Origin of the sequence: Paenibacillus sinensis, assembly GCF_019904155.1 — a bacterium.
GTDB lineage: Bacteria > Bacillota > Bacilli > Paenibacillales > Paenibacillaceae > Paenibacillus_AQ > Paenibacillus_AQ sinensis.
Window position 1 is genome coordinate 16,462 of the sequence record NZ_JAHCMB010000188.1, and the last position, 24,215, is coordinate 40,676.

At 51.0% G+C, this 24,215-nt stretch carries 18 protein-coding genes and 1 pseudogene; 16 read left to right on the plus strand and 3 right to left on the minus strand.

The genetic code is table 11. The features are described from left to right. Positions 1 to 242 precede the first annotated feature (242 nt). The 8 genes from ppc (at position 243) to KIH86_RS21975 (ending at position 11,925) form a co-directional block, all read left to right on the plus strand. Positions 243 to 3,035 carry a phosphoenolpyruvate carboxylase gene (ppc, locus tag KIH86_RS21940; RefSeq protein ID WP_223083459.1) on the plus strand — a complete coding sequence of 931 codons (2,793 nt, stop codon included), beginning with the start codon at positions 243 to 245 and terminating at the stop codon, positions 3,033 to 3,035. Positions 3,036 to 3,211: 176 nt separating this feature from the next. Next, positions 3,212 to 3,778: an RNA polymerase sigma factor SigW gene (gene sigW, locus KIH86_RS21945; protein ID WP_223083460.1), complete on the plus strand. Its 567-nt coding sequence runs from the start codon at positions 3,212 to 3,214 to the stop codon at positions 3,776 to 3,778. Between the two features lie 120 nt (positions 3,779 to 3,898). Continuing rightward, entirely contained in the window at positions 3,899 to 4,516 is a 618-nt protein-coding gene (locus tag KIH86_RS21950; RefSeq protein ID WP_223083461.1) for a zf-HC2 domain-containing protein, read from the plus strand. A gap of 261 nt (positions 4,517 to 4,777) precedes the next feature. Beyond that, positions 4,778 to 5,605: a diadenylate cyclase CdaA gene (gene cdaA, locus KIH86_RS21955; RefSeq protein WP_223083462.1), complete on the plus strand. Its 828-nt coding sequence runs from the start codon at positions 4,778 to 4,780 to the stop codon at positions 5,603 to 5,605. After that, entirely contained in the window at positions 5,598 to 7,031 is a 1,434-nt protein-coding gene (locus tag KIH86_RS21960; RefSeq protein ID WP_223083463.1) for a CdaR family protein, read from the plus strand. Before cdaA ends, KIH86_RS21960 begins: the two co-directional genes overlap by 8 nt. A gap of 87 nt (positions 7,032 to 7,118) precedes the next feature. Continuing rightward, the gene (glmM, locus tag KIH86_RS21965; RefSeq protein WP_223083464.1) at positions 7,119 to 8,459 is read left to right on the plus strand and encodes a phosphoglucosamine mutase; all 1,341 of its coding nucleotides are present in this window, start codon (positions 7,119 to 7,121) and stop codon (positions 8,457 to 8,459) included. 600 nt (positions 8,460 to 9,059) lie between these two features. Continuing rightward, positions 9,060 to 10,892, plus strand: a complete 1,833-nt coding sequence (glmS, locus tag KIH86_RS21970; RefSeq protein WP_223083465.1) for a glutamine--fructose-6-phosphate transaminase (isomerizing) — start codon at positions 9,060 to 9,062, stop codon at positions 10,890 to 10,892. Between the two features lie 664 nt (positions 10,893 to 11,556). Next, positions 11,557 to 11,925: a VOC family protein gene (locus tag KIH86_RS21975; RefSeq protein WP_235775540.1), complete on the plus strand. Its 369-nt coding sequence runs from the start codon at positions 11,557 to 11,559 to the stop codon at positions 11,923 to 11,925. A gap of 55 nt (positions 11,926 to 11,980) precedes the next feature. On the opposite strand, the gene KIH86_RS21980 is transcribed toward KIH86_RS21975, so the two are convergent. Then, positions 11,981 to 12,319, minus strand: a complete 339-nt coding sequence (locus KIH86_RS21980) for a winged helix-turn-helix transcriptional regulator (RefSeq protein WP_223083466.1) — start codon at positions 12,317 to 12,319, stop codon at positions 11,981 to 11,983. Between the two features lie 151 nt (positions 12,320 to 12,470). On the opposite strand from KIH86_RS21980, the gene KIH86_RS21985 reads away from it, so the two are divergent. From KIH86_RS21985 to ppsA, 3 genes are all read left to right on the plus strand, one after another. Beyond that, positions 12,471 to 13,133 (plus strand): nitroreductase family protein, encoded by a 663-nt coding sequence (locus tag KIH86_RS21985; RefSeq protein WP_223083467.1) that lies wholly within the window; start codon positions 12,471 to 12,473, stop codon positions 13,131 to 13,133. A 585-nt stretch (positions 13,134 to 13,718) separates the two neighbouring features. After that, positions 13,719 to 14,267, plus strand: a complete 549-nt coding sequence (locus KIH86_RS21990) for a flavin reductase family protein (RefSeq protein ID WP_223110664.1) — start codon at positions 13,719 to 13,721, stop codon at positions 14,265 to 14,267. Between the two features lie 302 nt (positions 14,268 to 14,569). Beyond that, complete coding sequence (gene ppsA / locus KIH86_RS21995; protein ID WP_223083469.1) at positions 14,570 to 17,185, plus strand: phosphoenolpyruvate synthase; 2,616 nt, start codon at positions 14,570 to 14,572, stop codon at positions 17,183 to 17,185. A 44-nt stretch (positions 17,186 to 17,229) separates the two neighbouring features. Here the strand turns inward: ppsA and KIH86_RS22000 are convergent, their stop codons facing one another. Further along, on the minus strand, positions 17,230 to 18,171 hold the full coding sequence (locus KIH86_RS22000; protein ID WP_223083470.1) for a DMT family transporter: 942 nt from the start codon (positions 18,169 to 18,171) through the stop codon (positions 17,230 to 17,232). Positions 18,172 to 18,277: 106 nt separating this feature from the next. On the opposite strand from KIH86_RS22000, the gene KIH86_RS22005 reads away from it, so the two are divergent. The 3 genes from KIH86_RS22005 to bshB2 all read left to right on the plus strand — a co-directional run bounded on the left by KIH86_RS22005 (position 18,278) and on the right by bshB2 (position 20,307). After that, the gene (locus KIH86_RS22005) at positions 18,278 to 19,168 is read left to right on the plus strand and encodes a LysR family transcriptional regulator (RefSeq protein ID WP_223083471.1); all 891 of its coding nucleotides are present in this window, start codon (positions 18,278 to 18,280) and stop codon (positions 19,166 to 19,168) included. 93 nt (positions 19,169 to 19,261) lie between these two features. Beyond that, positions 19,262 to 19,606 (plus strand): YojF family protein, encoded by a 345-nt coding sequence (locus KIH86_RS22010; RefSeq protein WP_223083472.1) that lies wholly within the window; start codon positions 19,262 to 19,264, stop codon positions 19,604 to 19,606. Further along, a complete protein-coding gene (gene bshB2, locus KIH86_RS22015; RefSeq protein WP_235775541.1) occupies positions 19,606 to 20,307 on the plus strand; it encodes a bacillithiol biosynthesis deacetylase BshB2 in 702 nt (233 codons plus the stop codon). Before KIH86_RS22010 ends, bshB2 begins: the two co-directional genes overlap by 1 nt. Positions 20,308 to 20,387: 80 nt before the next feature. Here the strand turns inward: bshB2 and KIH86_RS22020 are convergent, their stop codons facing one another. Beyond that, on the minus strand, positions 20,388 to 21,275 hold the full coding sequence (locus tag KIH86_RS22020) for a LysR family transcriptional regulator (RefSeq protein WP_223083473.1): 888 nt from the start codon (positions 21,273 to 21,275) through the stop codon (positions 20,388 to 20,390). 192 nt (positions 21,276 to 21,467) lie between these two features. Here KIH86_RS22020 and KIH86_RS30205 point away from each other — a divergent pair. Further along, positions 21,468 to 21,587 (plus strand): annotated as a pseudogene (locus KIH86_RS30205) (TetR family transcriptional regulator); the annotation flags it as partial. Between the two features lie 150 nt (positions 21,588 to 21,737). Beyond that, positions 21,738 to 23,921, plus strand: a complete 2,184-nt coding sequence (locus KIH86_RS22030) for a YhgE/Pip domain-containing protein (RefSeq protein WP_223083475.1) — start codon at positions 21,738 to 21,740, stop codon at positions 23,919 to 23,921. Positions 23,922 to 24,215 lie beyond the last annotated feature (294 nt).

Sequence of the window (24,215 nt, forward strand, 5' to 3'; positions counted from 1 at the left end):
TGGGCCCCTTTTTCCATAACAAAATGAGAACGATTTAAGCGATTTCCTCGATAGTTTAAAAGAAATGTAAAAAAATATACCTGTATAATTACTCATCTTGATGTATAATCTTAAAAGACTATAGTGCTTCACCGCGAAAGAAAGTTGAGGATTTTCGGGTCGTTTTATTGTATGATATGAGGAAAGCTTCAGACATGACTTGTTATGAGACATTGAAACGGAAGAAGGATGGGGGGAACAGCATGACCGAACTTACGACTACCGCGGGCAAAGTCAACTCCAATAACCTGCTGCGGCGAGACGTACGGTTCCTGGGGAACATTTTGGGCGAGGTACTGGTACATCAAGGCGGAAATGAACTGCTTGAGATCGTGGAGAAAATCCGGGAGACCAGTAAATCGTTGCGCTCAGTGTTCTTGCCTGAACTGCACAGCGAATTTAAGGAGTTAATCAATTCCCTGGACTCGGAGAACAGACACCAAGTGATACGGGCTTTTGCCATTTATTTTCAGCTGGTGAATATCGCCGAGCAGAACCATCGGATTCGCCGCAAAAGAGACTACGAGCGCTCTGCGGGCGAAACCGTTCAACCGGGGTCCATCGAGAGCGCGATTCAGGAACTGCGGGTACGGGATTTCTCCCCCAAGGAAGTATGGGAGATCGTAAACGGCCTGTCGCTGGAGCTGGTCATGACTGCTCATCCTACGGAAGCGATGCGCCGGGCGATTCTGGATATCCATAAACGGATTGCGGATGATGTAACGGGGCTGGATGATCCGACTCTGACTTACCGGGAACGGGAACAGCTTCGCGAGAAGCTGCTGAACGAGGTCATTACACTTTGGCAGACTGATGAGCTGCGCGATCGCAAGCCGACGGTGCTTGACGAAGTGCGGAACGGAATGTACTACTTTCATGAGACGATCTTCCATGTGTTGCCGGACGTTTATCAAGAACTGGAGCGATGTTTAAGCAAATACTATCCGGGCCAGAACTGGCATGTTCCGACTTATCTGCGATTCGGCTCCTGGATCGGCGGCGACCGTGACGGCAATCCTTCGGTGACCTCGTCGGTAACACTCCAGACGCTGAGACTGCAGCGCATTCTGGCTGTCCGGGAATACCAGCGGATTATGCGCCAAATGATTCAGTACCTGAGCTTCAGCACAAGCATTGTGAAGGTAACGCCGGAACTGCTGGAATCGATTGTGAAGGACAAGGCGGTTATTAAGCTGGAGCGCGGTGACGCCTGGCGGAATGACAACGAGCCTTACCGAATCAAGCTCAGCTATATGATCTCGAAGATTCAGAACGTGCTGGACGATGAGAAAAAAGGTTCGCCGGAACGCTACACATCGCCTGACGAGCTTATACAAGATTTGAACATTATTGACCGCAGTTTGCGGCATCACTTTGCCGATTATGTTGCGGATACCTATATCAAAAAATTGGTCCGCCAGGTTGAGTTGTTTGGGTTCCATACCGCAACGCTCGATATCCGTCAGCACAGTCAGGAACATGAGAACGCGATGACGGAGATTTTGGCAAAGATGGACATTACATCGGACTACTCCAAACTCTCGGAGGACGAGAAGATTGAGCTGCTGGAGAAGCTGCTTCATGATCCGCGTCCGCTGACCTCTCCTTATCAGGAGTACAGCGAGAGCACGCAGGAGTGTCTGGCCGTGTATCGGACCATTCATACGGCGCAGACGGAGTACGGACAGAACTGCATCACCAGTTATCTGATCAGTATGGCTGAGGCCGCGAGCGATATTCTGGAGGTAATGGTATTCGCCAAGGAAGTCGGATTGTTCCGCATGGAAAATGACGGCAGCGTCACCTGCACGATTCAGGCCGTTCCTCTGTTCGAGACGATTGATGATCTTCATGCGGCGCCGGATATCATGCGCAGAATCTTCGGACTGCCGGTATACCGGCAAGCCGTTACGGCCATGAGCAATCTTCAGGAAATCATGCTGGGCTACTCGGACAGCAACAAGGACGGCGGCGTCGTCACCGCCAACTGGGAGCTGCGCATTGCCATGAAGGGCCTGACAGCTATGGCCGACGAATTCGGCATCAAGCTGAAGTTCTTCCATGGCCGCGGCGGAGCGCTCGGAAGAGGCGGCATGCCTCTGAACCGCAGCATTCTTGCCCAGCCGGCTTCGACAATCGGTGGCGGCATCAAGATCACGGAGCAGGGCGAGGTTATTTCCTCCCGCTACTCTATGAAAGGAATCGCCTACCGAAGCCTGGAGCAGGCCACATCGGCGCTCGTGATAGCAGCGATCAACGCCAGAACGCCGCACAGTGACCTGTATGAAGATAAATGGGAAGAAATCTGCCGGGAAATTTCCGAGGTGTCGTTGAACAAGTATCAGGATCTGATCTTCCGCGATCCGGACTTCCTGAGCTTCTTCAAGGAATCCACGCCCCTTCCTGAGATCGGCGAGCTGAATATCGGCTCCCGTCCTTCGAAGCGCAAGAACAGCGACCGCTTCGAGGATCTGCGGGCGATTCCGTGGGTATTCTCCTGGACGCAGAGCCGTTATCTGCTGCCTGCCTGGTATGCGGCGGGAACGGGACTGCAGAGCTTCTATGATAATAAGGAAGAGAATCTGAAGATTCTTCAGCATATGTATGAGCATTTCTCTTTCTTCACAAGCTTGGTTGATACGCTCCAGATGGCGATTGCCAAGGCGGATCTTATCATCGCCAAGGAATATGCCGAAATGGGCAAGAACGAGGAGGCCCGCAGACGGATTTACGGACAGATCGAGCAGGAATTCCGTCTGACCTCCGAACTTATCCTGAAGATTACGAGACAGCAGGATATTCTGGATAACGTTCCGGTCATTCAGGAGTCCATCCGGCTGCGGAACCCTTATGTTGATCCGCTCAGCTATTTGCAGGTTCAGCTCCTTACGGAGCTTCGGGCGCTGCGCGAGCAGGAGCAGGATGATCCTGAGCTGCTGCGCGAAGTGCTGCTTACGATCAACGGAATTGCCGCCGGTCTCCGGAATACCGGCTGATTGCTCGGCTATGCAAGCCCGCCCTCCCATATGGGGGGCGGGCTTTTTGGCTTCTCCGAATTGTCCCGGTAAAGCCTTGATTTTTGAGAGCCGTTGAATTACGATTTATATACTTGTACCGTGATTCCAGGTGTTGCTCAGACATGCCTGGGCGGCAAGTCTGGGGGAATTGACTGGTGGATAATTTGGAAGGCCGATTGACTAAGCTCGCCCTGAAGGGCGACCAGCGGGCATTTGCCGAGCTTGTCGAATTATATAAAGACAAAATCTATCATCTAGGCTACCGGATGCTGAATAACCGCCATGAAGCGGAGGATATTGTTCAGGAGACGTTTCTTCGCGTCTACCGCAATCTGGATCGATACGACGAGAAGCAGAAGTTCTCGACCTGGATTTACCGGATCGCGACCAATCTCTGTATCGACCGGCTGCGTAAGCGCAGACCGACGTATTCGCTGGATGCGGAACTTGGTGATCAGGAAGGAACGGATGGCTACTCCCTGATTCCCAGCGATAACGTCACGCCGGAAACGGAGCTTCTGCTGTCGGAGACACAGAGGACGATCTATCAGGCCATTGACGAGCTGCCGGTCAAATACCGGTCGGTGATGATTTTGCGGTATTTGCAAGATTTATCGCTTCAGGAAATCAGCGACGTGCTTGATATGCCGGTAACGACAATCAAGACACGGGTGCACCGGGGGCGTGAGTTTTTGCGCAAAAAATTAGGACCGCGAATGTAGAGACCCTTCGGATTTTTGTGAAACTCATAATAATCTGATACGTATGAAAGTTAAGCGAGCCTTGCGCGCCTGGGGGCGCAGAAGGCTCTATGAAATAGCACGATGAAAGGATTGGCTCCTATGGAATGCAAACTGGCCGTCTCTTTGATGCACGATTACCTGGATGACGACTTGCCCCAGCAGCAGCAGCGGGACTTGAAGGAGCATCTTCTATCCTGTACGGATTGTCGAGCAAAATTCAAGGAACTGGAACAGACGGATATGCTGTTGTTCTCCTTGATGCATCAGCCTCCCGAAGCCTCAGATGACCTGATAGGACGCATTATGGGCGCTCTGCCGGCTTCTAAGAAGGAAAGACGATTCATTGCTTGGGTGAAGCGTCATCCGGCTCTCACGGCCGCTTCAGTGTTTCTGCTGGTCATGCTGATGAGCTCGCTCACCGTGTGGAACCAGGATAACGGGCAGCTGGTCGTCAAGGGCAATGACCTGGACCAGGTAGTGATCCAGGGAGATACCGTTATCGTCCCTTCCGGCAAGAAAGTATCCGGAGATCTTACGGTCGAGAACGGTAAGACTCAGGTATACGGGGAAGTCAACGGGAATGTGACCGTGATTGATGGTTCGCTCTACCAGGCGTCCACCGCCCATATTTCCGGGCAGGTCAAAAGCATAGACCAAGCGCTCAGCTGGATTTGGTATAAAGTCACCAATATGTTCAACGACGTCGCCTACCGCTAAGGGGGCGGCCGTCGTACATAACGGGATGCCGCGCCTCTTTTTCTCAAGGGAAAAGACGGCGCTTTTTTGCTCGTTCAGGCGAACTTTCATTTATAAGTCAGATGGATGAGATTCGCTTGTTTCAGGCAAAATATTCCGATCAGGCATTGGTCAGGTCTAAACTTGCATCATGAACGTGAACGTTATAACCTAGACATGTTACACAATTAACAGAACTTTTACATAAACCCGGCTAATATGAAGTGATGGGGGTTTTAAGCGATGAGCTATTTTACGGACCTGACCTGGAAAGAGTCGATCAAGGATGTCATCGATATTCTGATCGTCAGCTATATCATATACCAAGTGCTGAACATGGTCCGCGGTACCCGCGCGATTCAGCTTCTGAAAGGGATATTTGTCCTGTTCCTTATCTGGGCGTTCAGCACGCTCTTTGATCTCTATACGCTAAAATGGCTGATGAACCAGATGTTCACCTTCGGCGTGCTGGCCGTCTTCATCATCTTTCAGCCGGAGCTTCGCCGCGGGCTGGAGCAGCTTGGCCGAGGGAAGTTTTTTGGCCGGGGGCCGGAGAACGATGAGGAAGTCAGCAAGTTAATCGGAGAAGTGATTAAAGCCGTTAATTATTTAGCACGGAGAAAAATAGGGGCATTAATCGTGTTCGAACGTGAGACCGGCCTGAATGAATACAAAGAGTCGGGCATCCCCATGCATTCCCAAGTCAGCTCGGAGCTGCTGATCAATATTTTTATTCCGAATACACCGCTTCATGACGGGGCGCTGATCATGCAGGGCAACCAGATTGCGGCGGCGGCCTGCTACTTGCCGCTGTCGGAGAATCCTTTTATCAGCAAGGAGCTTGGGACACGCCACCGGGCAGGCATCGGCATTACCGAGGTGACGGACTCGATATCCGTCATCGTATCGGAGGAGACCGGGCAAATCTCGCTGGCGATCAATGGCCAGGTGGTCCGGGATATTAAGGAAGAATCATTGATTTCCAAGCTGTACGAAGAGCTTCGGGCCCGGTCTGCGCTGTCGGAGAAGCGGAGCGCCTTCTGGAAGTGGAGGGGCGGAAACAATGGATAAATGGATGAACAACAACAATTTCAACAAGGTGCTCGCCCTTGCCTTGAGTATTATTCTGTGGACGATGGTTCATATCGATACCGCATCGACGACACAGACTACCGCCCGGATGGAGACCCGGGTCATCGAGAACGTTCCGATTCAGGTCACCGGACTGGATAAAGATAAATACGTCCTGGCGCAGGACGCCGACAGCGTCCGATTGGAGGTTATGGGCAAGAGCAACGATCTGTCTTACCTCTTCTCAGACGCATATAAGGTCACGCTGGACTTGAGCCATGTGGAGCCGGGAACGGCTACCGTTTCGCTCAAATATTCGCTTCCGCGCGGCGTACAGCTGATCTCGATTGATCCTGCTGAAGTGCATGTGCATATCGAGGAACGGAGCGAGAAGTCTTTTCCTGTCACAGTGGTAACAAAGGGAACGCCGGCGGAGGGCTATCAGGCGGGAACCCCGGTTACGGAGCCTTCCACCGTGAAGGTTACGCTGCCTGCAAGTGAGCTGTCCAGCGTCGCCAAGGTACAGGGAGTTGTCGAGCTTGATGGGCTGGATGGGTCCATAGCCGGTAAGAAAGTCAAGCTTGTGGCATATGACGCAGACGGAAGCGAAATCAAGGACGCAGAGATTGATCCTTCGTCGGTCAGTGTGGATGTGCCGGTTACGCTCCCGTTCAAGAGCGTTCCGCTAAGCATAGGGTATACCGGGAGTCTCCCGGATTCCCTGGTGCTCTCAAGCGTCAAGCCAGAAGCTGATAAGGTAACCGTATACGGACAGGAGAAGGATCTTCAGGCCGTTACTTCCTATCAGGCCACCCTCGATCTAGGGACGGTCAAATCGGCCGGAACGACGACGGTTGAGCTGGAGCTTAAGCCCCCGGAAGGTGTCAGCGAGGTGGCACCGAAGTCGATAAAGGTCGCAGTCGTCGCTTCCGAGGTGGCGGAAAGGACGGTTTCGGACATCCCGGTAACCGTTGAAGGGGCTGCAAGCGGCCTATCAGCGACGGTCACATCCCCCTCCAGCCGCACTATATCTCTTACAGTGTCTGGTGCAAGCTCTCTGCTGGACGGGCTGAAACAAGACGATATCAAGGCTGTAGCCGATGTGAGCGGTCTAGGGGCGGGGGATCACGAGGTGCCGGTAAAGGTGACACTCCCGAGCTTCATTGAGCTGAGCGGCGCGGGAGCCCCGGCCGTGACGGTGAAGGTGACCTCGGCTACCTACGCATCGCCAACGCCTTCTCCGGAGAGCGGATCTGCTGTCACCGTATCACCGGAGCCGAGCGCTGAGCCCGTCACCGGAAGCGAAGCCAACGCCTCCGTGCCGGGCGATATTCCGGAGCCTTCGCCCCAGCCGTCCGCAACGCCTTCTCCTTCAAATACCGATGAAGGTGTCGGAGAGGCTTCCGAGCAGCCGGCTGTACAATAGCCGGATACGAGGCGAACGATCCTGGGCCTGAAATCATATATTACGAATATTAAGCTGCTGCAGCATAACAAAGGAGAACAGACAAGAATGGGTAAGTATTTTGGAACCGACGGTGTTCGGGGAGTCGCCAATCGTGAACTGACAGCGGAGATGGCTTACAGTATCGGCCGCTGCGGGGGATATGTATTAACGGGAAATGTAGAGAAGCCCAAGGTAGTCATCGGAATGGACACGCGGATTTCCGGTCCGCTGCTGGAATCGGCGCTCGTGGCCGGCATGCTGTCCATCGGTGCGGAAGTCATCCGGCTGGGCGTCGTCACAACGCCGGCCGTTGCTTACATTACGCGACTGCTTAAAGCGGATGCAGGAGTTATGATCTCGGCCTCGCATAATCCGGTTGAGGATAACGGTATCAAATTCTTCGGAGCTGACGGCTTCAAGCTGTCCGATGAAACCGAGCTGCGCATCGAAGAGTTGATGGATGCGGAGATTGACGAGCTTCCTCGTCCGATCGGGTCCGGTCTGGGCACGGTAAAGACGGATGCCGAGTCGAAATACGACTACCTCGATCATCTGAAGACGACGATTTCCCACCGCTTCGAAGGCCTCAAGGTCGTTCTGGACTGTGCGCATGGAGCGGCTTATGAGCTGGCTCCGAAGCTCTTCAAGGAGCTGGGCGCCGAGGTTCATGCGATTGGCGCGGAGCCGGACGGGCTTAATATCAACGACGGGTTCGGTTCCACGCATCCCGGGAAGCTTCGCGATGAAGTGCTTCGTCTCGGAGCCGATCTGGGGCTTGCCTTCGACGGCGATGCCGATCGTCTGATCGCCATTGATGACAAAGGCGAGGAAATTGACGGAGACTTCATTCTGTGCATCTGCGGTGATGCGATGAACCGCGCCGGCAAGCTGAAGGACGGCACGATCGTATCGACGGTCATGAGCAATATCGGCTTCTATAAGGCTACGGAGAAGCTGGATCTGAAGACGGCCAAGACGGCGGTTGGCGACCGTTACGTTATGGAGGAAATGCGTCGCGGCGGCTATAACCTGGGCGGCGAGCAATCGGGCCATGTTATTTTCCTCGATTACAATACGACGGGAGACGGCATTCTGACTGCAATCCAGCTGGTGGATACGCTGCTGGCTTCCGGAAAGAAGCTGAGTGAGCTCAAAACGATGATGATCAAGTATCCTCAGGTGCTTGTCAACGTCCGGGTACTGGATAAGAGCAACTATCCGAACAATACGGCTATCGAAGCGGCGATCTCGGATGTAGAGGGCAAGCTGGGCTCGAATGGGCGGGTGCTGGTGCGTCCTTCCGGTACGGAGCCGCTGATTCGCGTAATGGCGGAGGGGCCGGTTAAGGAAGATCTGGATCTTTTTGTCGGCCAAATTGTGGAGGTAGTTCAGCGCGAGCTGGTCTAATCATATAATCATCTTACGGTCCTGCTTGAATGAGGCGGGCAGGGCCGGTCTTCAAATTAAAATATGACATCATGAGTAAATCATTTGCCAAAGCGGCAGTACGTGCATATAATAGACTATGTTCTTTATTCAGGAAGAGAAAGCGGGGATCGTGAGGTTCACACAACGTAAGCGCCAGAGCTTGAGGCTGCGCGGGGGAGAAGGATGAGCTTAGCGTCTGTCAGTCAGACGTTAACAAGGCCGGATCACGGCAGATCAAGCTGACGAGGTGGAGGTGTTCGAAATGTTCGGCGGGGACCTCCCGGTACAGCGCCAGACCGTAAGCGATAGCGGAAAACGAACAGGGCAACCGTTCAGACAACGCTTTTGTGGGCGTATGACATGCGAACTTATCTTTGGGTGTGCATGACGGAACGAAATCATCTGCATGCGGCAGAGCGAAAGACTGTGCATTTCCAATTGTAAGTTATTACATTTGACAGGTTATTTTGTTGAGCATTGACAACAGAATATTTGCTTTTTCTCAAAACATGCCGTACGGCACGTTTCTTCCCTCATGCTGCCATTCATGTATATTCCAATGGACGGGGGAAATTATTTATGTGTGGTATTGTAGGATATATCGGTAATCAGAATTCGCAAGGCATCCTGGTGGAGGGTCTGAAGAAGCTGGAGTACCGTGGTTATGATTCGGCAGGCATCGCGGTGTTCACGAAGGACGGATTGCAGATCGTGAAATCGCTCGGACGTCTGGTGAACCTGGAATCCAAGCTGGAGAACCATCCGCTGGTTGGCAGTGCCGGTATCGGTCATACGCGCTGGGCTACGCACGGCAAGCCTTCGGATGCGAACTCTCATCCGCATACGGATGAGACTCACAAATTCTCTGTCGTTCATAACGGCATCATCGAGAATTATCTGGAGCTCAAGGAAGAGCTGATCGCCGAAGGCCGTCATTTCAGCTCTGAGACCGACACCGAGGTCATTTCCCATCTTATCGCGCGCGAGTATGACGGCGACATCGTCAAGGCTGTACAGAAAGCAATCCAATTCATGCGCGGTGCGTTCGCTCTTGGTGTTCTGACGGAATACGAGCCAGATAAACTGGTTGCTGTTCGTCAAGCCAGCCCGCTGATTATCGGACTTGGCGATGGCGAGAATTTCATCGGTTCGGACATTCCTGCTCTGCTGGAATACACCCGTAATGTGTACATCCTGAACGACGGCGAAATGGCTGTATTGACAAGAGATGCTGTCGAACTGATGACGATTGAAGGCAACTTTATTTCTCGGGAAATGATTACTGTCGATTGGGATGCGGTAACCGCGGAAAAAGGCGGCTATGAGCATTTCATGCTGAAAGAAATCCATGAACAGCCGAAGGCTTACCGCGACACCATGCTGGGACGCATGAATCCGGAAGGTACGAAGGTAGTTCTGCCCGAACTGAAGATGACTGTAGAGCAGATCAAGAATATCAAGAACATTCAGATCGTCGCCTGCGGAACGGCATACCATGCCGGACTGGTCGGACGCAATCTGATCGAGTCGCTGTCTCGCATTCCGGTAGAGAACGATATCGCATCGGAATACCGCTACCGTTCGCCGATCGTAACACCGGAGACGCTGGTAATCGTAGTCAGCCAATCGGGCGAAACGGCTGATACGCTGGCTGCTCTTCGTGAAGGTCATGCCAACGGCGCGCATGTGCTTGCCATCACCAACGTGGTTGGCAGCTCTATTGCCCGTGAAGCGGACGATGTTCTCGTGACATTGGCTGGACCGGAAATTGCCGTGGCTTCGACCAAGGCTTATACTTCCCAGATTATCGCATTCGCACTCTTTGCCCTGTATTTGGCAGAGGTTCGCGGCACGCAATCCGAGAAGGAAATCGCTCATATTCTGGCCGCCATGCAGTCGCTGCCGGAGCAGGTAGAATCCATTCTGGAGAATAAGGAAGACATCAAGGCTTATGCCGAACATATTTCGAAGCATGAGCATCTGTTCTACCTGGGCCGCGGTGTCGACTATGCTGTAGCACAGGAGAGCTCCCTCAAGTTGAAGGAAATCTCTTACATCCACTCCGAAGCCTATGCGGCAGGCGAGCTGAAGCACGGTACCCTCGCGCTGATCGAAGAAGGCGTGCCGGTTATCGCGCTGGCTACCCAGGAAGCGGTGCTGGAGAAGACGGTAAGCAACATCAAGGAAGTCAAAGCCCGCGGTGGCGAAGTGTTAGCCATAACGCATCAGGAGCATGTCAATGACCTGCTGAAGTCTGTTGACAAGGCTTTTGTCATTCCGAAGACACTGCCGATGCTGACACCGGTTCTGTCCATTGTCACCACCCAACTGCTGGCTTACTACGCTTCCCTGGCCCTCGGCCATGATGTCGATAAGCCAAGAAATCTGGCGAAGAGCGTGACGGTTGAGTAAGGATTACGGGTTTGTGTCTTGACATTGTAACTTAACAATAATGTTTGTATCTTAACAATACAGATTGTAATTTCTGTTAATAATTATTTTTGACTGCTAAGTCGCTCATATTTTTGAGCGGCTTTTTTTGCTTATAAAGAGGATATGTATAAGGAATTGAAATGGATTTATGACTGTAGTGCTGAAGCTGATGGGGATAGGGGAACTGTGCGAACTGTATCGCCATTCGGATTAGCACATGACGAGCAGAATGGCTGGCTGTTAGTTGCTTCCTGTGACTGATGATACATTTCAGACTCCCGAATGAGAGAAGAAATCGAGAAAATGAAAGATCGCTACTGACGTACTGTTGGCAATAGGGGGCTTATATAATCAAGCTATACAAAATGAAAGCGAGGTTATTTACATGACTTTAATGAAACGAATGGTGCACTGAGGGTTGCGAATGCTTATTTTGAGGCGATGGCGGATCGAGATGTTTAAGATTATTTCTCTCTCAACATTGTAACTTCAATAGCAAATAGTACATTATGGTCATGCCGTGTGGTTGCAAAACAGCTTCCATTGACATGCGTAGTGAATTGACGGTTTCCTTGAAAAGATACCCAAGGAGGTATCCAGACATAACATAAACAACTCCAAATACAAAGGAGGACATTATATTATGTCAGCAATTGGACCCGACTTCATTTCACTTCAAGTGAGCAATCTTGAGGGCTCTGCGGAATTCTATCAAAACTATCTCGGACTGGTCCGCTCACAGGCGGGACGACCTCATGCTGTGGTCTTTGAAACAAAGCCTATTGCATTTGCTCTTCGTGACCTACTGCCAGGAATAGAACTCGGTTCAGATACTCAGCCTGGACTTGGTGTTGCTCTGTGGCTTCATGCCCCTGATGCGCAAGGAATTCACGACAAGCTTATTGCAGCAGGCGTAAAGATTACATCTCTCCCTTGGAAGCACCAGGCGAAATCTATAAAGGCATCTCGAGCTTTTTGGCCATGCTATAGACTAGGACAACGTGGTTCGTAATAGGAGAATGGTTACGGAATAGTTATGTGAGTTCTTCTACGAAGTCTGCCCGTCATTAACGTGCTTCAGATTTCCCCACCCAGTTATCACCCCATATGCGCATTTCTCGAAGCACGGGGATATACGCTTTTCCTTTTTCCGTTAGCGAGTATTCAACGGTTACAGGTCCGGTAGGAAACACCTGGCGATTGATGACCTCATGCTGCTCTAAATGACGCAAGACATCCGTTAAAGACTTGATACTGATGTTGGGTAATTGTCTTCGCATTTGATTAAATCGCTGCGGACCCAGACTAAGTAAGGTAAGCACTAAAATTGACCATTTTCCGCGAACAACCTCTAATGCTTCTAAAATGGAAATGAGGCATAGTTCGTCCTCTTTGCTGACATCCACAGAAATCACTCCTTACTATAATATAGTTAGACTGATTTATAGAGCTATATAAAAATAATGTGTCTACTATCGATTGTATATTTAATATTATATAGTATCAATGAGGCTTAATAAACGAATAGAGCACAAGAATTATGAGGAGGAGAGAAGCTTGTCCCTTTCACAATCGTCCCAAGAGGTGGAGCAACAGCAGTTCTTTAACGTTATTCAGGATCGGCGGTCCGTGCGTTACTATGATACCGAAGCAAAAATCTCACGGGAGGAAATGAACGAAATCTTGCAGCAAGCTACGTTGGCCCCTTCAGGCGCAAATCTGCAGCCGTGGCGGTTCCTTGTAATCGACTCACAGGAGCTGAAGCAAAAACTGCTTCCGATTGCCTACAACCAGAAACAAGTGATTGAGGCTTCAGCTGTCATTGCGGTACTCGGAGATATGGAAGGCTATACATTGGCTGCGAAAATTTACGATATGGCGGTCGATGCGGGTTACATGCCCAAAGAGACAGCCAAATCATTCGTGGAACGCTACCAAGAGATGTTCGCGAGCATGTCTCCAGATAATGTTCTCCGAAAAGTATTAATCGACAGTGGGTTGGTATCCATGCAGCTTATGCTTGTCGCCCGCGCTAAAGGCTATGATACGGTCTCGATGGGCGGCTTTGACCAGGCTAAGTTTGTAGAAGCGTTCGATATTCCGGCGAGATATGCACCTATTGTGCTTATCGCCATCGGCAAGGCGGCGAAGCCGGGACACCCGACGGTAAGATTGCCGATTGAGGATGTCGCTTTCTTCAACGAAATGCCTAAGGCATGATATCCGGAAATTGGAGGTGTATTTAATAGGATAAGCCTCTGATAATGTCTCCATCGAATGGTTTCATTAATTCATATTCAAACAAAACAATAACCAGTCGCCAATTAATTCAGGCGACTGGTTGTCATTTGAGGGGCTCTTTAATGGCCACAGAATTTTGTGATGATTCATATAAGAATATGATTGGAAGGTCATATATTCTGTTGGAGATCAACAACAACCTGTTACTGTAAGGGGAGCATCTTTATGTACACAAGAAAGGCAGGAAGGTGCATGTTGAATAAAACGCCTGATGTGATGCAAGCGGACTGAATCTGCTAGTTTTAACTCTGTTTTTCTGAAAATCACTATATGTTTAAGTATTGGTAAGATAGAAATATAATAGATTTTATTTACAATTAAATGTAATATTCAGGATTAATTAGGGATAAGTGTATTATTTGAAAGAGAGGTGGATTTGGTGAAAAGAACACAATGTAAATTTAGTGGTATTTGGTCATGATCCTGTACAATGGCCGCACCTGAAAAAATCGCCCGAGTATTATCAATAAAGTGCGAAATATTTCTTGGAGGTAATGTAACGTGATGAAGAAAGTTGATGCAAAGGTAGCGCTCAGCCCGATACCATTGGTAGTGATCGGCACGGAATTTGATGGTAAAGTCAATTATATTACGGTTGCCAACACAGGTATGCTGGATAGCCAGACTGTATTGGTAAGTGTTGGCAAGATTCAATACTCCAATAAAGGGCTGAAGGAAAATAGGTCCATGAGTATCAATGTCCTCTCCGAGGAGATGGTAGCCAAAGCGGATTATGTTGGGATGGTTTCCGGAGCGAAAGTTGACAAATCTAGCGTATTTGAGAGCTTCTATGGAGATTTGAAAGGTGCGCCTATGATTAATGGGGCTTCTGCCTGCATGGAGTGTGAAGTGGTAGAAATCGTTGATATGCCTAATCATAATGTCTATGTATGCACGGTTAAAAATACTTATTGGAATGAAAGCAGTATAGTAGATAATAATTTGGATATTTCATTGGCAAAGCCATTACTTTTTGATGTTTATCAAAGAAAGTATATAAAAGTCGGTGACGTCATTGCTGATGCGTGGTCGGTAGGTAAGGCTTTGATCTAAAAAGAGTGGGGGGGCAGACGTAATGCAGTACTGGGTATGCGAGCGTTGAAGCCGGCCACAGCGCAAACAAATCGGTTGTTGATGATACTAACGTATAGGGAAAATCAAATAAGAACCTGGCATCCTGCCAGGTTCTTTAATATTGCGTATATACAAACGTGATGCTATAATCAGAACGCAACTATTTATTTTACGCAGACATAATTATCTCATCTTATATTTCAAATATACCATGCCGGTTAACTCTTGTCAAATGTTTTTCTCAAGCTATTTTTCAATCTGATGGTTAGGAGAGATATTGAATGGGTGAATGGGTTCTCGGCTTTCAGGAAATGGACAAGATGCATCTGTTGCTCGTTGGCGGAAAAGGGTTGAATTTAGGACGAATATCCAAAATTGAAGGTATTCAAGTGCCGGAAGGATTTTGCGTTACAACGGCGGGATATCAAAAAGCGATCGAACATAATGAAGCATATTATGCTTTGCTGGATCAACTTACAATGCTGAAAGCAGAGGACCGGGAACAAATTGGTGAAATCAGCAGGAAGCTTCGGCACATCATTATGGAAGCAGAAATTCCTTCCGATGTTATGGAAGCCGTGACTCAATATCTCTCCCGATATGGTGATGAGCATGCGTATGCTGTGCGCTCCAGTGCGACTGCCGAAGATTTGCCGCATGCCTCTTTTGCCGGCCAACAAGACACTTATTTAAATATCATCGGCAAGGAAGCAATCCTGCAGCATATCAGCAAATGCTGGGCTTCCCTGTTTACGGATCGCGCGGTAATCTACCGTATGCAAAATGGATTCGATCACAGTCAGGTTTATTTATCCGTTATCGTGCAAAAGATGGTGTTCCCGCAGGCTTCAGGAATTTTATTTACCGCTGATCCGGTCACTTCCAGCCGGAAGCTGCTGTCCATCGACGCCGGTTTTGGACTTGGCGAAGCGCTGGTCTCCGGCTTGGTGTCGGCTGATTGCTATAAAGTACAGGGAGAGGAAATCGTCGATAAGAGGATAGCGGCCAAGAAGCTGGCTATCTATGGACTAAAGGAAGGCGGAACAGAAACCCGGCAGATCGATTCCGATCAGCAGACGGCTCAAACCCTTACTGACCGGCAAATTGTACAACTGGCACGCATCGGAAGGCAGATCGAAGCTTATTTGGGCTGCCCGCAAGATATCGAATGGTGTCTGGCCCATGATACTTTTTATATCGTCCAGAGTCGGCCGATCACAACGTTATATCCGATCCCTGAAGCTAATGATGGGGAGAATCATGTGTACGTCTCTGTCGGCCACCAGCAAATGATGACCGATCCCATTAAACCATTGGGATTGTCTTTTTACCTGTTAATAACTCGCGCACCTATGCGTAAAGCCGGCGGAAGGCTGTTTGTAGATGTCGCACCTAATCTGGCTTCTCCTGCTGGCAGAGATTATTTAATCAATACCCTGGGACCATCCGATCCGCTTATCAAGGACGCCCTTATGACCGTAATCGAGCGGGGAGACTTTATCAAATTGCAACCAGATGAGAACCAGGAACAGAGTTCCGGGACAAGCCATAAAGGGCGCTCGTCTGCGGGTTCTCAAGATCAGCCCGAACTTGATCCGTCTATCGTTTCTGACTTGATTAAGGATAGTGAAGCATCGATCGATCAGTTGAAGCTCAGCATCCAGTCGAAATCGGGAGCGGATTTATTTGTTTTTATTCGGGAAGATATCGAGCAGTTAAAGAAGCTTTTATTTGACCCGCGAAGTATGCCTGTGATTATGGCGGCTATGAATGCTTCGGCATGGATCAATGCAAGCATGAACCAGTGGCTGGGTGAGAAAAACGCAGCAGATACACTTGCTCAATCGGTACCGGGCAATATTACTTCGGAAATGGGTCTGGCGTTATTGGATGTTGCAGATGTGATTCGCCCATATCCGGAAGTCATTAACTATTTGCAGCATGTGAAAGATGGGCACTCTTTGGATGGAATGATTAAGGTTGAGGGTGGGCAGGAAGCCCTGGACGCAATCGATAATTATCTTGGCAAATATGGAATGCGGTGTGCCGGAGAAATCGATATAACCAGAACCCGGTGGAGCGAGAAGCCGACTACACTTGTCCCCATGATCCTTAACAATGTTAAGAGCTTTGAGCCAAATGCCGGCAGCCGGAAATTCGAGCAGGGGCGGCAGGAAGCGCTGAAGAAAGAACAAGAGCTACTGGAGCGATTGAAGCAATTGCCGGATGGTGAGCATAAAGCCAAGGAAACCAAAATAATGATCGACCTGATCCGCAATTTCAGCGGGTATCGGGAGTATCCCAAATACGGCATAGTTAGCCGCTACTTCGTGTATAAGCAGGCTCTGCTGAGAGAAGCCAAACAGCTCGTGCAATCGGGTGTTATTCATGACAAAGAGGATGTCTACTATCTCACTTTTGAAGAGTTTCACGAAGTCGCGCGCACCCATAGACTGGATTACCGGATCATCGACACACGCAAAGCCGAGTACAAATTATACGAAAAACTGACTCCGCCGCGTGTGATCACGTCTGATGGCGAAATCATTGCAGGCGAGTACAAACGGGGAAATCTCCCGGCCAAAGCCATTGCAGGCCTGCCGGTTTCTTCCGGCGTTATAGAGGGACGGGCGCGTGTTATTTTTAACATGGAAGATGCTGATCTGGATGAGGGAGACATTTTGGTCACCCCCTTCACCGATCCCAGCTGGACACCACTGTTCGTCTCCATCAAAGGGCTGGTCACCGAAGTTGGCGGGCTGATGACCCACGGAGCAGTGATTGCACGCGAATACGGCCTGCCGGCAGTTGTCGGAGTGGAGAACGCGACCAGACTGATAACAGATGGGCAACGCATTCGCGTGAATGGAACAGAAGGGTATATTGAAATATTGTAATATTATAATTTTGAAAAAGAATAGAAACGCCGGGAAGATCCCAATTAATGTGCGTGGGTCCGGTTACTGTAAATGATGAGCAGCGATCCCGCCAGTATGATCACGATGCCAATGATCAAATGAACGGTTATGTTCTCGGATAGAATCAGGAACGATAATAATGGCGCGAGTCCCGGTTTTATAAAAAAGGGGATGGAAGCCAGTGAGACGTTCGACAACTCCATAATCAGGAAATATAGCGCAAACGCAGCGGCGCTGTTGCCTATGCCGGCAAGCAGCAGGAGCGGCACGTAATCCCAAGCAATTCCCGCCCATATCGGGATATGCACGAATGTCTCCAGCCCTGGAACGCCGGAGAAGACGGCGGCAAGCGGTTGAAGATGCGTGAGAAGCATCAGCGCAAGCAATTCGATGCTGCCGATTAGGAGCGTAAACCCGGTAACGGCTAGTCCGCTTAGCCCGGTACGAATGCTCACCAAGCGAGAGATTATGCTGTAGACGGAGAAGGCAACGGCGCTCAGTAACGCGAACGTCATCCCCAGCGGCTCGTTCAGATTGGCGGGATTGACGATGACGAGAAGCCCGATGCTGGAGAGAATGATCGACAGCAGGGTCAGCTTGGACAGCTTTTCTTGCAGGAACAGATAAGATAGCAGCAGAGTAAACACGGGATTGCAGCTGAATAATACCGCGACAGTGGATGCCTTGGCATGGTCTACCGCCAATTGGAACAAAATCATGCTGATTACGACCACCATGAATCCATTAAGCGCGAGCAGAGTCCAGTCCTTCAGGGCTGGTCTGATGTTGTTCTTGCGCATGGAGATCAGGGAAGGAAGCAGTAGCGCCAATCCGCCGATGATGAAGCGCAGAAACGTAAGCTGCACCGGATGAAAGGTGTTTCCGGCAATTTTCAAGGTGATTTCCAGCGAGCTGATCAATAAGCTGGCCGCAAGTATATAGGCGATTATTTTTTTATACGGCATGGTTGATCCCCCCGCTCTTTAATCTCTAAAGCCTGAGTTTTATAATAAGGGAAATAGGGTGATAACTGAAATGAATTATTGAGCGAGGGGGCATGAGCGAAAGGTTATGAACCTGCATAATCTGCGCATTTTTACTGTCGTGGCGGAAAAAATGAATATTACAGAGGCGGCGAGAGAGCTTTACATTACCCAGCCGGCAGTCAGTAAGGCCATTAAAAGCCTGGAGAGCCAATTAAATCTTCAATTGTTCTGGCGAGATAAACGAAACGGATTAATGTTGTCCGACACGGGCAAGGAGATTCTGATTCTGGCGAGACAAATGATCATGACTGAAGAGAAGATTCGTCAAATCGCTAACCGGGAAAATAATCTGGTGGACTGCACAGTAAAGGTAGGCGCTCTGCCCATGGTGTCCAGCCATTTGATGCCATCTGCGATGTCTCTGCTCAAATCCCGGTATGACTCTGTTCGTATTCAGCTAATGGAAGGGTCGTCGAACGAGATCAAAACATGGGTGGAAGAGCGAGCGGTAGAAATCGGTATTGTATTGGCACCGTTCGATTCCTTTGACTGGCAGCTGTTATATGAAGATGACATGGTGGCGGTGCTGCCTCAGGAACATCGGCTGGCTTCTTCCGAGGAAATTAATATGATGGAGAATCAGGAGGAACTGATTTTTTGCCGCAGCGGCTATGAAGGGACGTTATCGAATTTACTTGCAGGCCGGTATAAGGAGCTGAATAGCCCTTTGATTGTGCAAACGGCGGAAACGCTGGTGAACATGGTTCAGCATCGTTTGGGCATCGGAATCATCAGCCGCATCTCTCAATCCGCGCTTCGGCATGATCTGATCGTCAAACCGGTCTTTCCCGCCATTCGCCAGCAGATTGGAATCATTGCTCATTCGTTCGAAGAATTGACTCCGGCCGCCAAGGCTGTTCATGAAATTTTGACAGGACTCGGGGAGAATATGAATTCGGTCAAACGGTTCGGGTGAACGATAGGCTTCATGTGTGAGATCATCATGTGAGAGCATCCTGTGCTAGAATGGACTAATACTATGCATTTCTAAATCTACAAGGAGGCCACCATGCAGCTGATACATCCTCAAGATATCCAGTTCCGGCTCGAGCGCCTCGCCGGTCAGGACCTATATATACATCTCGAACTCACGACAGGCGCCTACGCCAGTCACTTGGACAGCAGCCGGCATCCGGCTTCGGTATTCATCACTAATGCGGTTGTTCGATATACGCATGGCTCCATCTCCGGCACGGGTCCATATCGGGTCGGGTTAAAGACAGAGCAGGGCTGGGTTTATGCCGAAGGCCTTACGCATGTTGATGAGAATGAAGCGGAACGATTAATTCTGGCCGGGCATGACAGTCAAGGAAAGCTGATTGTAGCCTTGCAGTTGAGCCGGGAGGAGTTCTGATGAAAGCGGAGGGTCAAACAGTGGTAATGAATACGGAACAAGCTGAACATAGACGCATTCTGGTTGTGTTTCCCCATCCCGATGACGAAGCGTTCACTGCGGCAGGGACGCTGGCTATGTACATAGAAGGCGGTGCACAAGTCACCTATGCTTGTCTGACACTGGGGGAGATGGGGCGCAATATGGGCATTCCGCCGTTCGCCAACCGGGTCACGCTGCCGGGTATCCGCAAGGACGAACTGGCAGGTTCCTGCCTTGCGATTGGAATCCAGGATTTGAGGATGCTCGGCTTCCACGACAAAATGATTGAGTTCGAAGATCGGGAGCTGCTGGACAGTATGATCATGAAGCTGCTCAAGGAAGTAACTCCGTCGCTGGTTATTTCCTTCTATCCGGGGTACAGTGTGCATCCGGATCATGATGCTACCGGTGCCGCCGTCATAAGAACGATAGGCCGGCTCCCCGCGGCTGAGCGTCCGCTGGTGCATTGCATCGCGTTCGCCAACAATCACGAGCAGATGATCGGCAAGGCGGATGTGACCGTAAATGTGACTGCATTTCTTGAGAAGAAAATGGCGTCGATCCAGTCGCATCGTTCGCAATACCAGGCGTTGGAGCTTGTTGGCGATCAGGAGCTGACTGACGAGCAAGCCCGGAGCCGGTACGGGACGGAACAGTTCTGGACCTACCGGTTCGACTGAGGATGTCAGCTTATCTTGTGACACGGCTGCACTCGCATGAAGTTACGAGCGCCGCTGCATCTTTCCGGATGCCGGCTATATTATTTGAAATACTGCTCAAGCCGGTTCAAAAAGATGTTGAGCACCTTGTGATTGGCGTTATCCGCCGAACGTACGGCGTAAAAGAAATGCTTCTTCGTTGTTGGCACATCAAGGCGGAGGGTGACGACATCGCCGCTCGCCCTGATCCACGGGTAGCCTCGAAGCGAGAAGTCTGTTGCGACAGTAATAGCTATGTCTTCCTTGACCGCCTTGTGGATCGCTTCGACTTGATTGGTTTTGAACAGAATGTCCACGGAGCTGCCGAACTGAGAGACCAGTTTGGTAACATATTTATCGTCATACAGCACAAAGCTGTAGTTTAACAGCTCGGCGGGGGTGACGCTTGTCTTGGCGGCGAGAGGCGAGTGCTTGCTGACTCCGATTACAAGGTTGCCTTCCATGATCTCGTCAAAATAGAGGTCCGGGTACTTCTCAATATCATTGGACAGCAGTACAAAGGCGGCGTCCAGACTGCCGTCCTGAATATCGCGCATCAGCCCGGCAGTGTTATCTTCAATAATTTCAATCTGCAGGTTGGGGAATTCCTTCTTCATCTCGGTCAGCACGTCCACCAGCAAGGCGATCGGTCCGGGAATCGTGCCGATTCGTACTTTGGCATTGTTGATCTGGGTATAATTTTGCGCCTCGGTGCGCAGTTCCTGCACTTCTTTCAGAATGTTCCTTGCTTTTTGAATGATCATTTCCCCCTCAGGGGTGGGGACTGCGCCCCGGCGGGAGCGGTTGAAAATCAACATCCCCAGCTCCTGCTCCAACAATGTTATCGCCCGGCTGACTCCGGCAACGGTCATCAGGCGTTTATGGGCGGCATGGGTGAGCGACCCGCTTCGCGCCACTTCCACTATGCATTCCAATTGCTCCAGATTCAATGCCTCACACTTCCCTTTAGTTAACTAAAAGTCAACTATTATCAATTAAACTGAAATTTATTTAAGTAAAAATATATGCTAAGATGTGCACGGAGTCAACTTCTGACCTGCTGAAGAGTCTTGGTGACTCGTAAATTGACCCGATGACGAATTTAGTCAGAGGCTCAGAGTTTATCGGAAAGGAGGAGCTCCATGTCGGAAAGCGCAAGGCGAAGGATCGTTCTTTCGGCCGCTTCCCGTTCGTTCCTGCGTTTCGGCTACAAGGCAACGACGATGGACGCGGTGGCCAAAGCCGCCAGGGCAGAAAAGGGGGCCGGACCGGCGAACCGCTCAACCAAGAGCATGTTCTGGCAAGCATGGAACTTCTGGCCGGAAAGCTCGGATAGTGTTGGGAGGAACGCCTTTACGGTCCATACCCCTTTGGGTATTTGAAATAAATATAAAGAGAACAGGAGAAAAACCATGCGTGGACTGAATGTGTTTGCCCAGGATGTGAAGAGGATGCTTCGCAGCCCGATCACCCTGATTACGCTTATTGTTGTTGCGTGTCTGCCGATTCTATACAGCGGAGTTATGATCAAAGGAGCCTGGGACCCTTACGGGAAGCTGGATCAGCTCCCCGTCGCCGTCGTCAATCTGGATGCCGGAGCCGATTACGAAGGAACGGCACTGGAGGTTGGCAAGGATCTGGTAAAGGAGCTTAAGCAAAGCGACAGCTTCAAATGGTCATTTGTGACCGCAGAAGAGGCGAAGAAAGGAATCGAGAGCAACCAATATTATATGACGGTTACGATTCCGAAGGATTTCTCGGAGAAGGCAACGACGCTGATGTCGGATCGCCCCGAGCAGGCGGAAATTATCTATGAGCCGAACTGGGATTACAATTATGTCGCCGGACAGATTGGCGCTAACGCGGTTAAAGAGATGAAGACCAATCTCTCGGCGAAGCTTACCGAATCGTATACCCGCAGCATGCTGGAGCAAGTACAGCAAATCGCCAGCGGACTGAATGAGGCGGGTAACGGGGCGAGCCAGCTTGGCAGCGGCGCCGGCCAGCTTAAATCCGGCGTTGATACGCTGAAAGCCAACCTGGCTAAGCTGGCAGACGGCTCGCTTCAGATGGAGAGCGGCGTGAAGCCGCTCACGGAGGGGGCCACGAAGCTTCATACCGGAACAGCTTCGTTATCAAGCGGGGCATCCACCCTGGCAGACGGGCTGAAGCAGCTGTCAGCGGGCGAGAAGCAGCTTGAGACGGGAGCGGCGAGTGCGAAGCAGGGAGCCAGCCAGCTGGCGGATGGCCTTGCGGCTTCCTCCCAAGGCAGCCGCAGCCTGGTCGCCGGCCTTGAGAGTTCTTCGGCAGGCGCGGCTCAGCTCGCTTCGGGCCTGCAGTCATCCGCCGAGGCCAGCACGCAGCTCGCCGGCGGCGCGCAGCAACTGGCCGCCGGACTGGAACAACTGGCCGCGGCCAATCCCGAGCTGGCGCAGAGCACGCAGGTGCAGCAGCTTCTGGCGGCCAGCCGCCAGCTGGCGCAGGGCAGCGAGAAGCTTAGCGCCGGCCAGCAGCAGTTGCTGGAGGGCAGCCAGTCGCTGGCCTCGGGCCAGCAGAAGCTGCTGGAAGGCGGGCAGCAGCTGAACGCCGGCGACCAGAAGCTGCTGCAGGGAGCGCAGCAGCTGGCGGCCGGGCAGAGCAAGCTGACCGGCGGCCTTCAGCAGTTCGGCGCGAAGCTGAACGAAGCGGCAACAGGCGGCGCACAGCTGGCCTCCGGCGCGGGCAGCCTGAACGACGGCGCGGCCCAGCTGGCGACTGGCCTTACGGCGCTTAACGGCGGCGCGGCCAGCCTGGCGGACGGCTCGCAGCAGCTGGCTTCCGGCGCAGGTCAACTGCAAAGCGGCACCGTCAAGCTGAGCAGCGGCCTTGACGAGCTGACCGGGAAGCTTACAGAAGCGGGAAGCAAGGCGGGAGACGTTAAGTCCGATGACGCCATGGTCAGTATGTTCGCCCAGCCGGTAAAAATCACCGAGAACACGGACCGGAAGGTGACTTTGTATGGGCAGGGCATCGCACCTTATTTTCTGTCAATGGCATTGTTCGTCGGCGGACTCGTGTTGACCGTGGTCGTTCCGACACGGACCACCAGTGTTCCCGGCACCAGCCGATTCGGCAGCTTCTTGAGCCGGACGCTGACGTTCGTGCTGATGAGCCTGGCCCAATCGCTTATAGCCGGACTGATTCTGCTGTATGGAGTAGGGATTGAGGTGAAGAGCGTCCCGCTGTTCCTGACCTTCGTCTTCATCACCAGCCTGACCTTCCTGATGATCATCCAGTCGATCGTCACCTGGCTCGATCAGCCAGGCCGGTTCGTAGTCATCATTCTGATGATTCTGCAGATCACCTCCAGCGCCGGAACGTTCCCGCGCGAGATGCTGCCCGGATGGATGCAGAGCCTGAATCCCTTCCTGCCGATGACGCACAGCATAAAGGGAATGAAGGCGGTCATTTCCATCGGCGATTACGGAATGATGTGGCATCAGGCAGGCCTTCTTCTCAGCTACGCGGTGGCCTTCATGCTGCTGACGCTGGTGTTCTTTTTACGCCAAGGCAAGGGCCGTAATCACAATGAGCAACAGGAAGCGGTAATTGCCTGATTAGTGCTCCATAACCTCCCGAGGGCTTTCACAGGCCTTGCCGGGAGGTTTTTTATCTTCCCAATCGTACATGCAGGGCCTACCCTTATGTACAATGTTGTTATTGCGCTGTTTTGAGTATGATAGAGATATAAGGCTGCCCGAGGTGATTTCATGCATAAGACGGATATGTACTTCTTGATGGATTCTTTCTATAATTTGACCGGGCTGCCCATACGCCTCTATAAGAATGGAGCTTTAATGAGGATGCTGCCCGATGTTCCGCCCTATTTGGAACCCTTGAGACAACCCATC

Coding starts and splice junctions, on each gene's coding strand:
- glmS (WP_223083465.1), top strand. CDS start 9,060: ATGTGTGGTATTGTAGGATATATCGGTAATCAGAATTCGCAAGGCATC.
- KIH86_RS21975 (WP_235775540.1), top strand. CDS start 11,557: ATGTCAGCAATTGGACCCGACTTCATTTCACTTCAAGTGAGCAATCTT.
- KIH86_RS21950 (WP_223083461.1), top strand. CDS start 3,899: ATGGAATGCAAACTGGCCGTCTCTTTGATGCACGATTACCTGGATGAC.
- KIH86_RS21960 (WP_223083463.1), top strand. CDS start 5,598: ATGGATAAATGGATGAACAACAACAATTTCAACAAGGTGCTCGCCCTT.
- KIH86_RS22000 (WP_223083470.1), bottom strand. CDS start 18,171: ATGCCGTATAAAAAAATAATCGCCTATATACTTGCGGCCAGCTTATTG.
- KIH86_RS21990 (WP_223110664.1), top strand. CDS start 13,719: ATGAAGAAAGTTGATGCAAAGGTAGCGCTCAGCCCGATACCATTGGTA.
- KIH86_RS22030 (WP_223083475.1), top strand. CDS start 21,738: ATGCGTGGACTGAATGTGTTTGCCCAGGATGTGAAGAGGATGCTTCGC.
- ppc (WP_223083459.1), top strand. CDS start 243: ATGACCGAACTTACGACTACCGCGGGCAAAGTCAACTCCAATAACCTG.
- ppsA (WP_223083469.1), top strand. CDS start 14,570: ATGGGTGAATGGGTTCTCGGCTTTCAGGAAATGGACAAGATGCATCTG.
- bshB2 (WP_235775541.1), top strand. CDS start 19,606: ATGAAAGCGGAGGGTCAAACAGTGGTAATGAATACGGAACAAGCTGAA.
- cdaA (WP_223083462.1), top strand. CDS start 4,778: ATGAGCTATTTTACGGACCTGACCTGGAAAGAGTCGATCAAGGATGTC.
- glmM (WP_223083464.1), top strand. CDS start 7,119: ATGGGTAAGTATTTTGGAACCGACGGTGTTCGGGGAGTCGCCAATCGT.
- KIH86_RS22010 (WP_223083472.1), top strand. CDS start 19,262: ATGCAGCTGATACATCCTCAAGATATCCAGTTCCGGCTCGAGCGCCTC.
- KIH86_RS22005 (WP_223083471.1), top strand. CDS start 18,278: ATGAACCTGCATAATCTGCGCATTTTTACTGTCGTGGCGGAAAAAATG.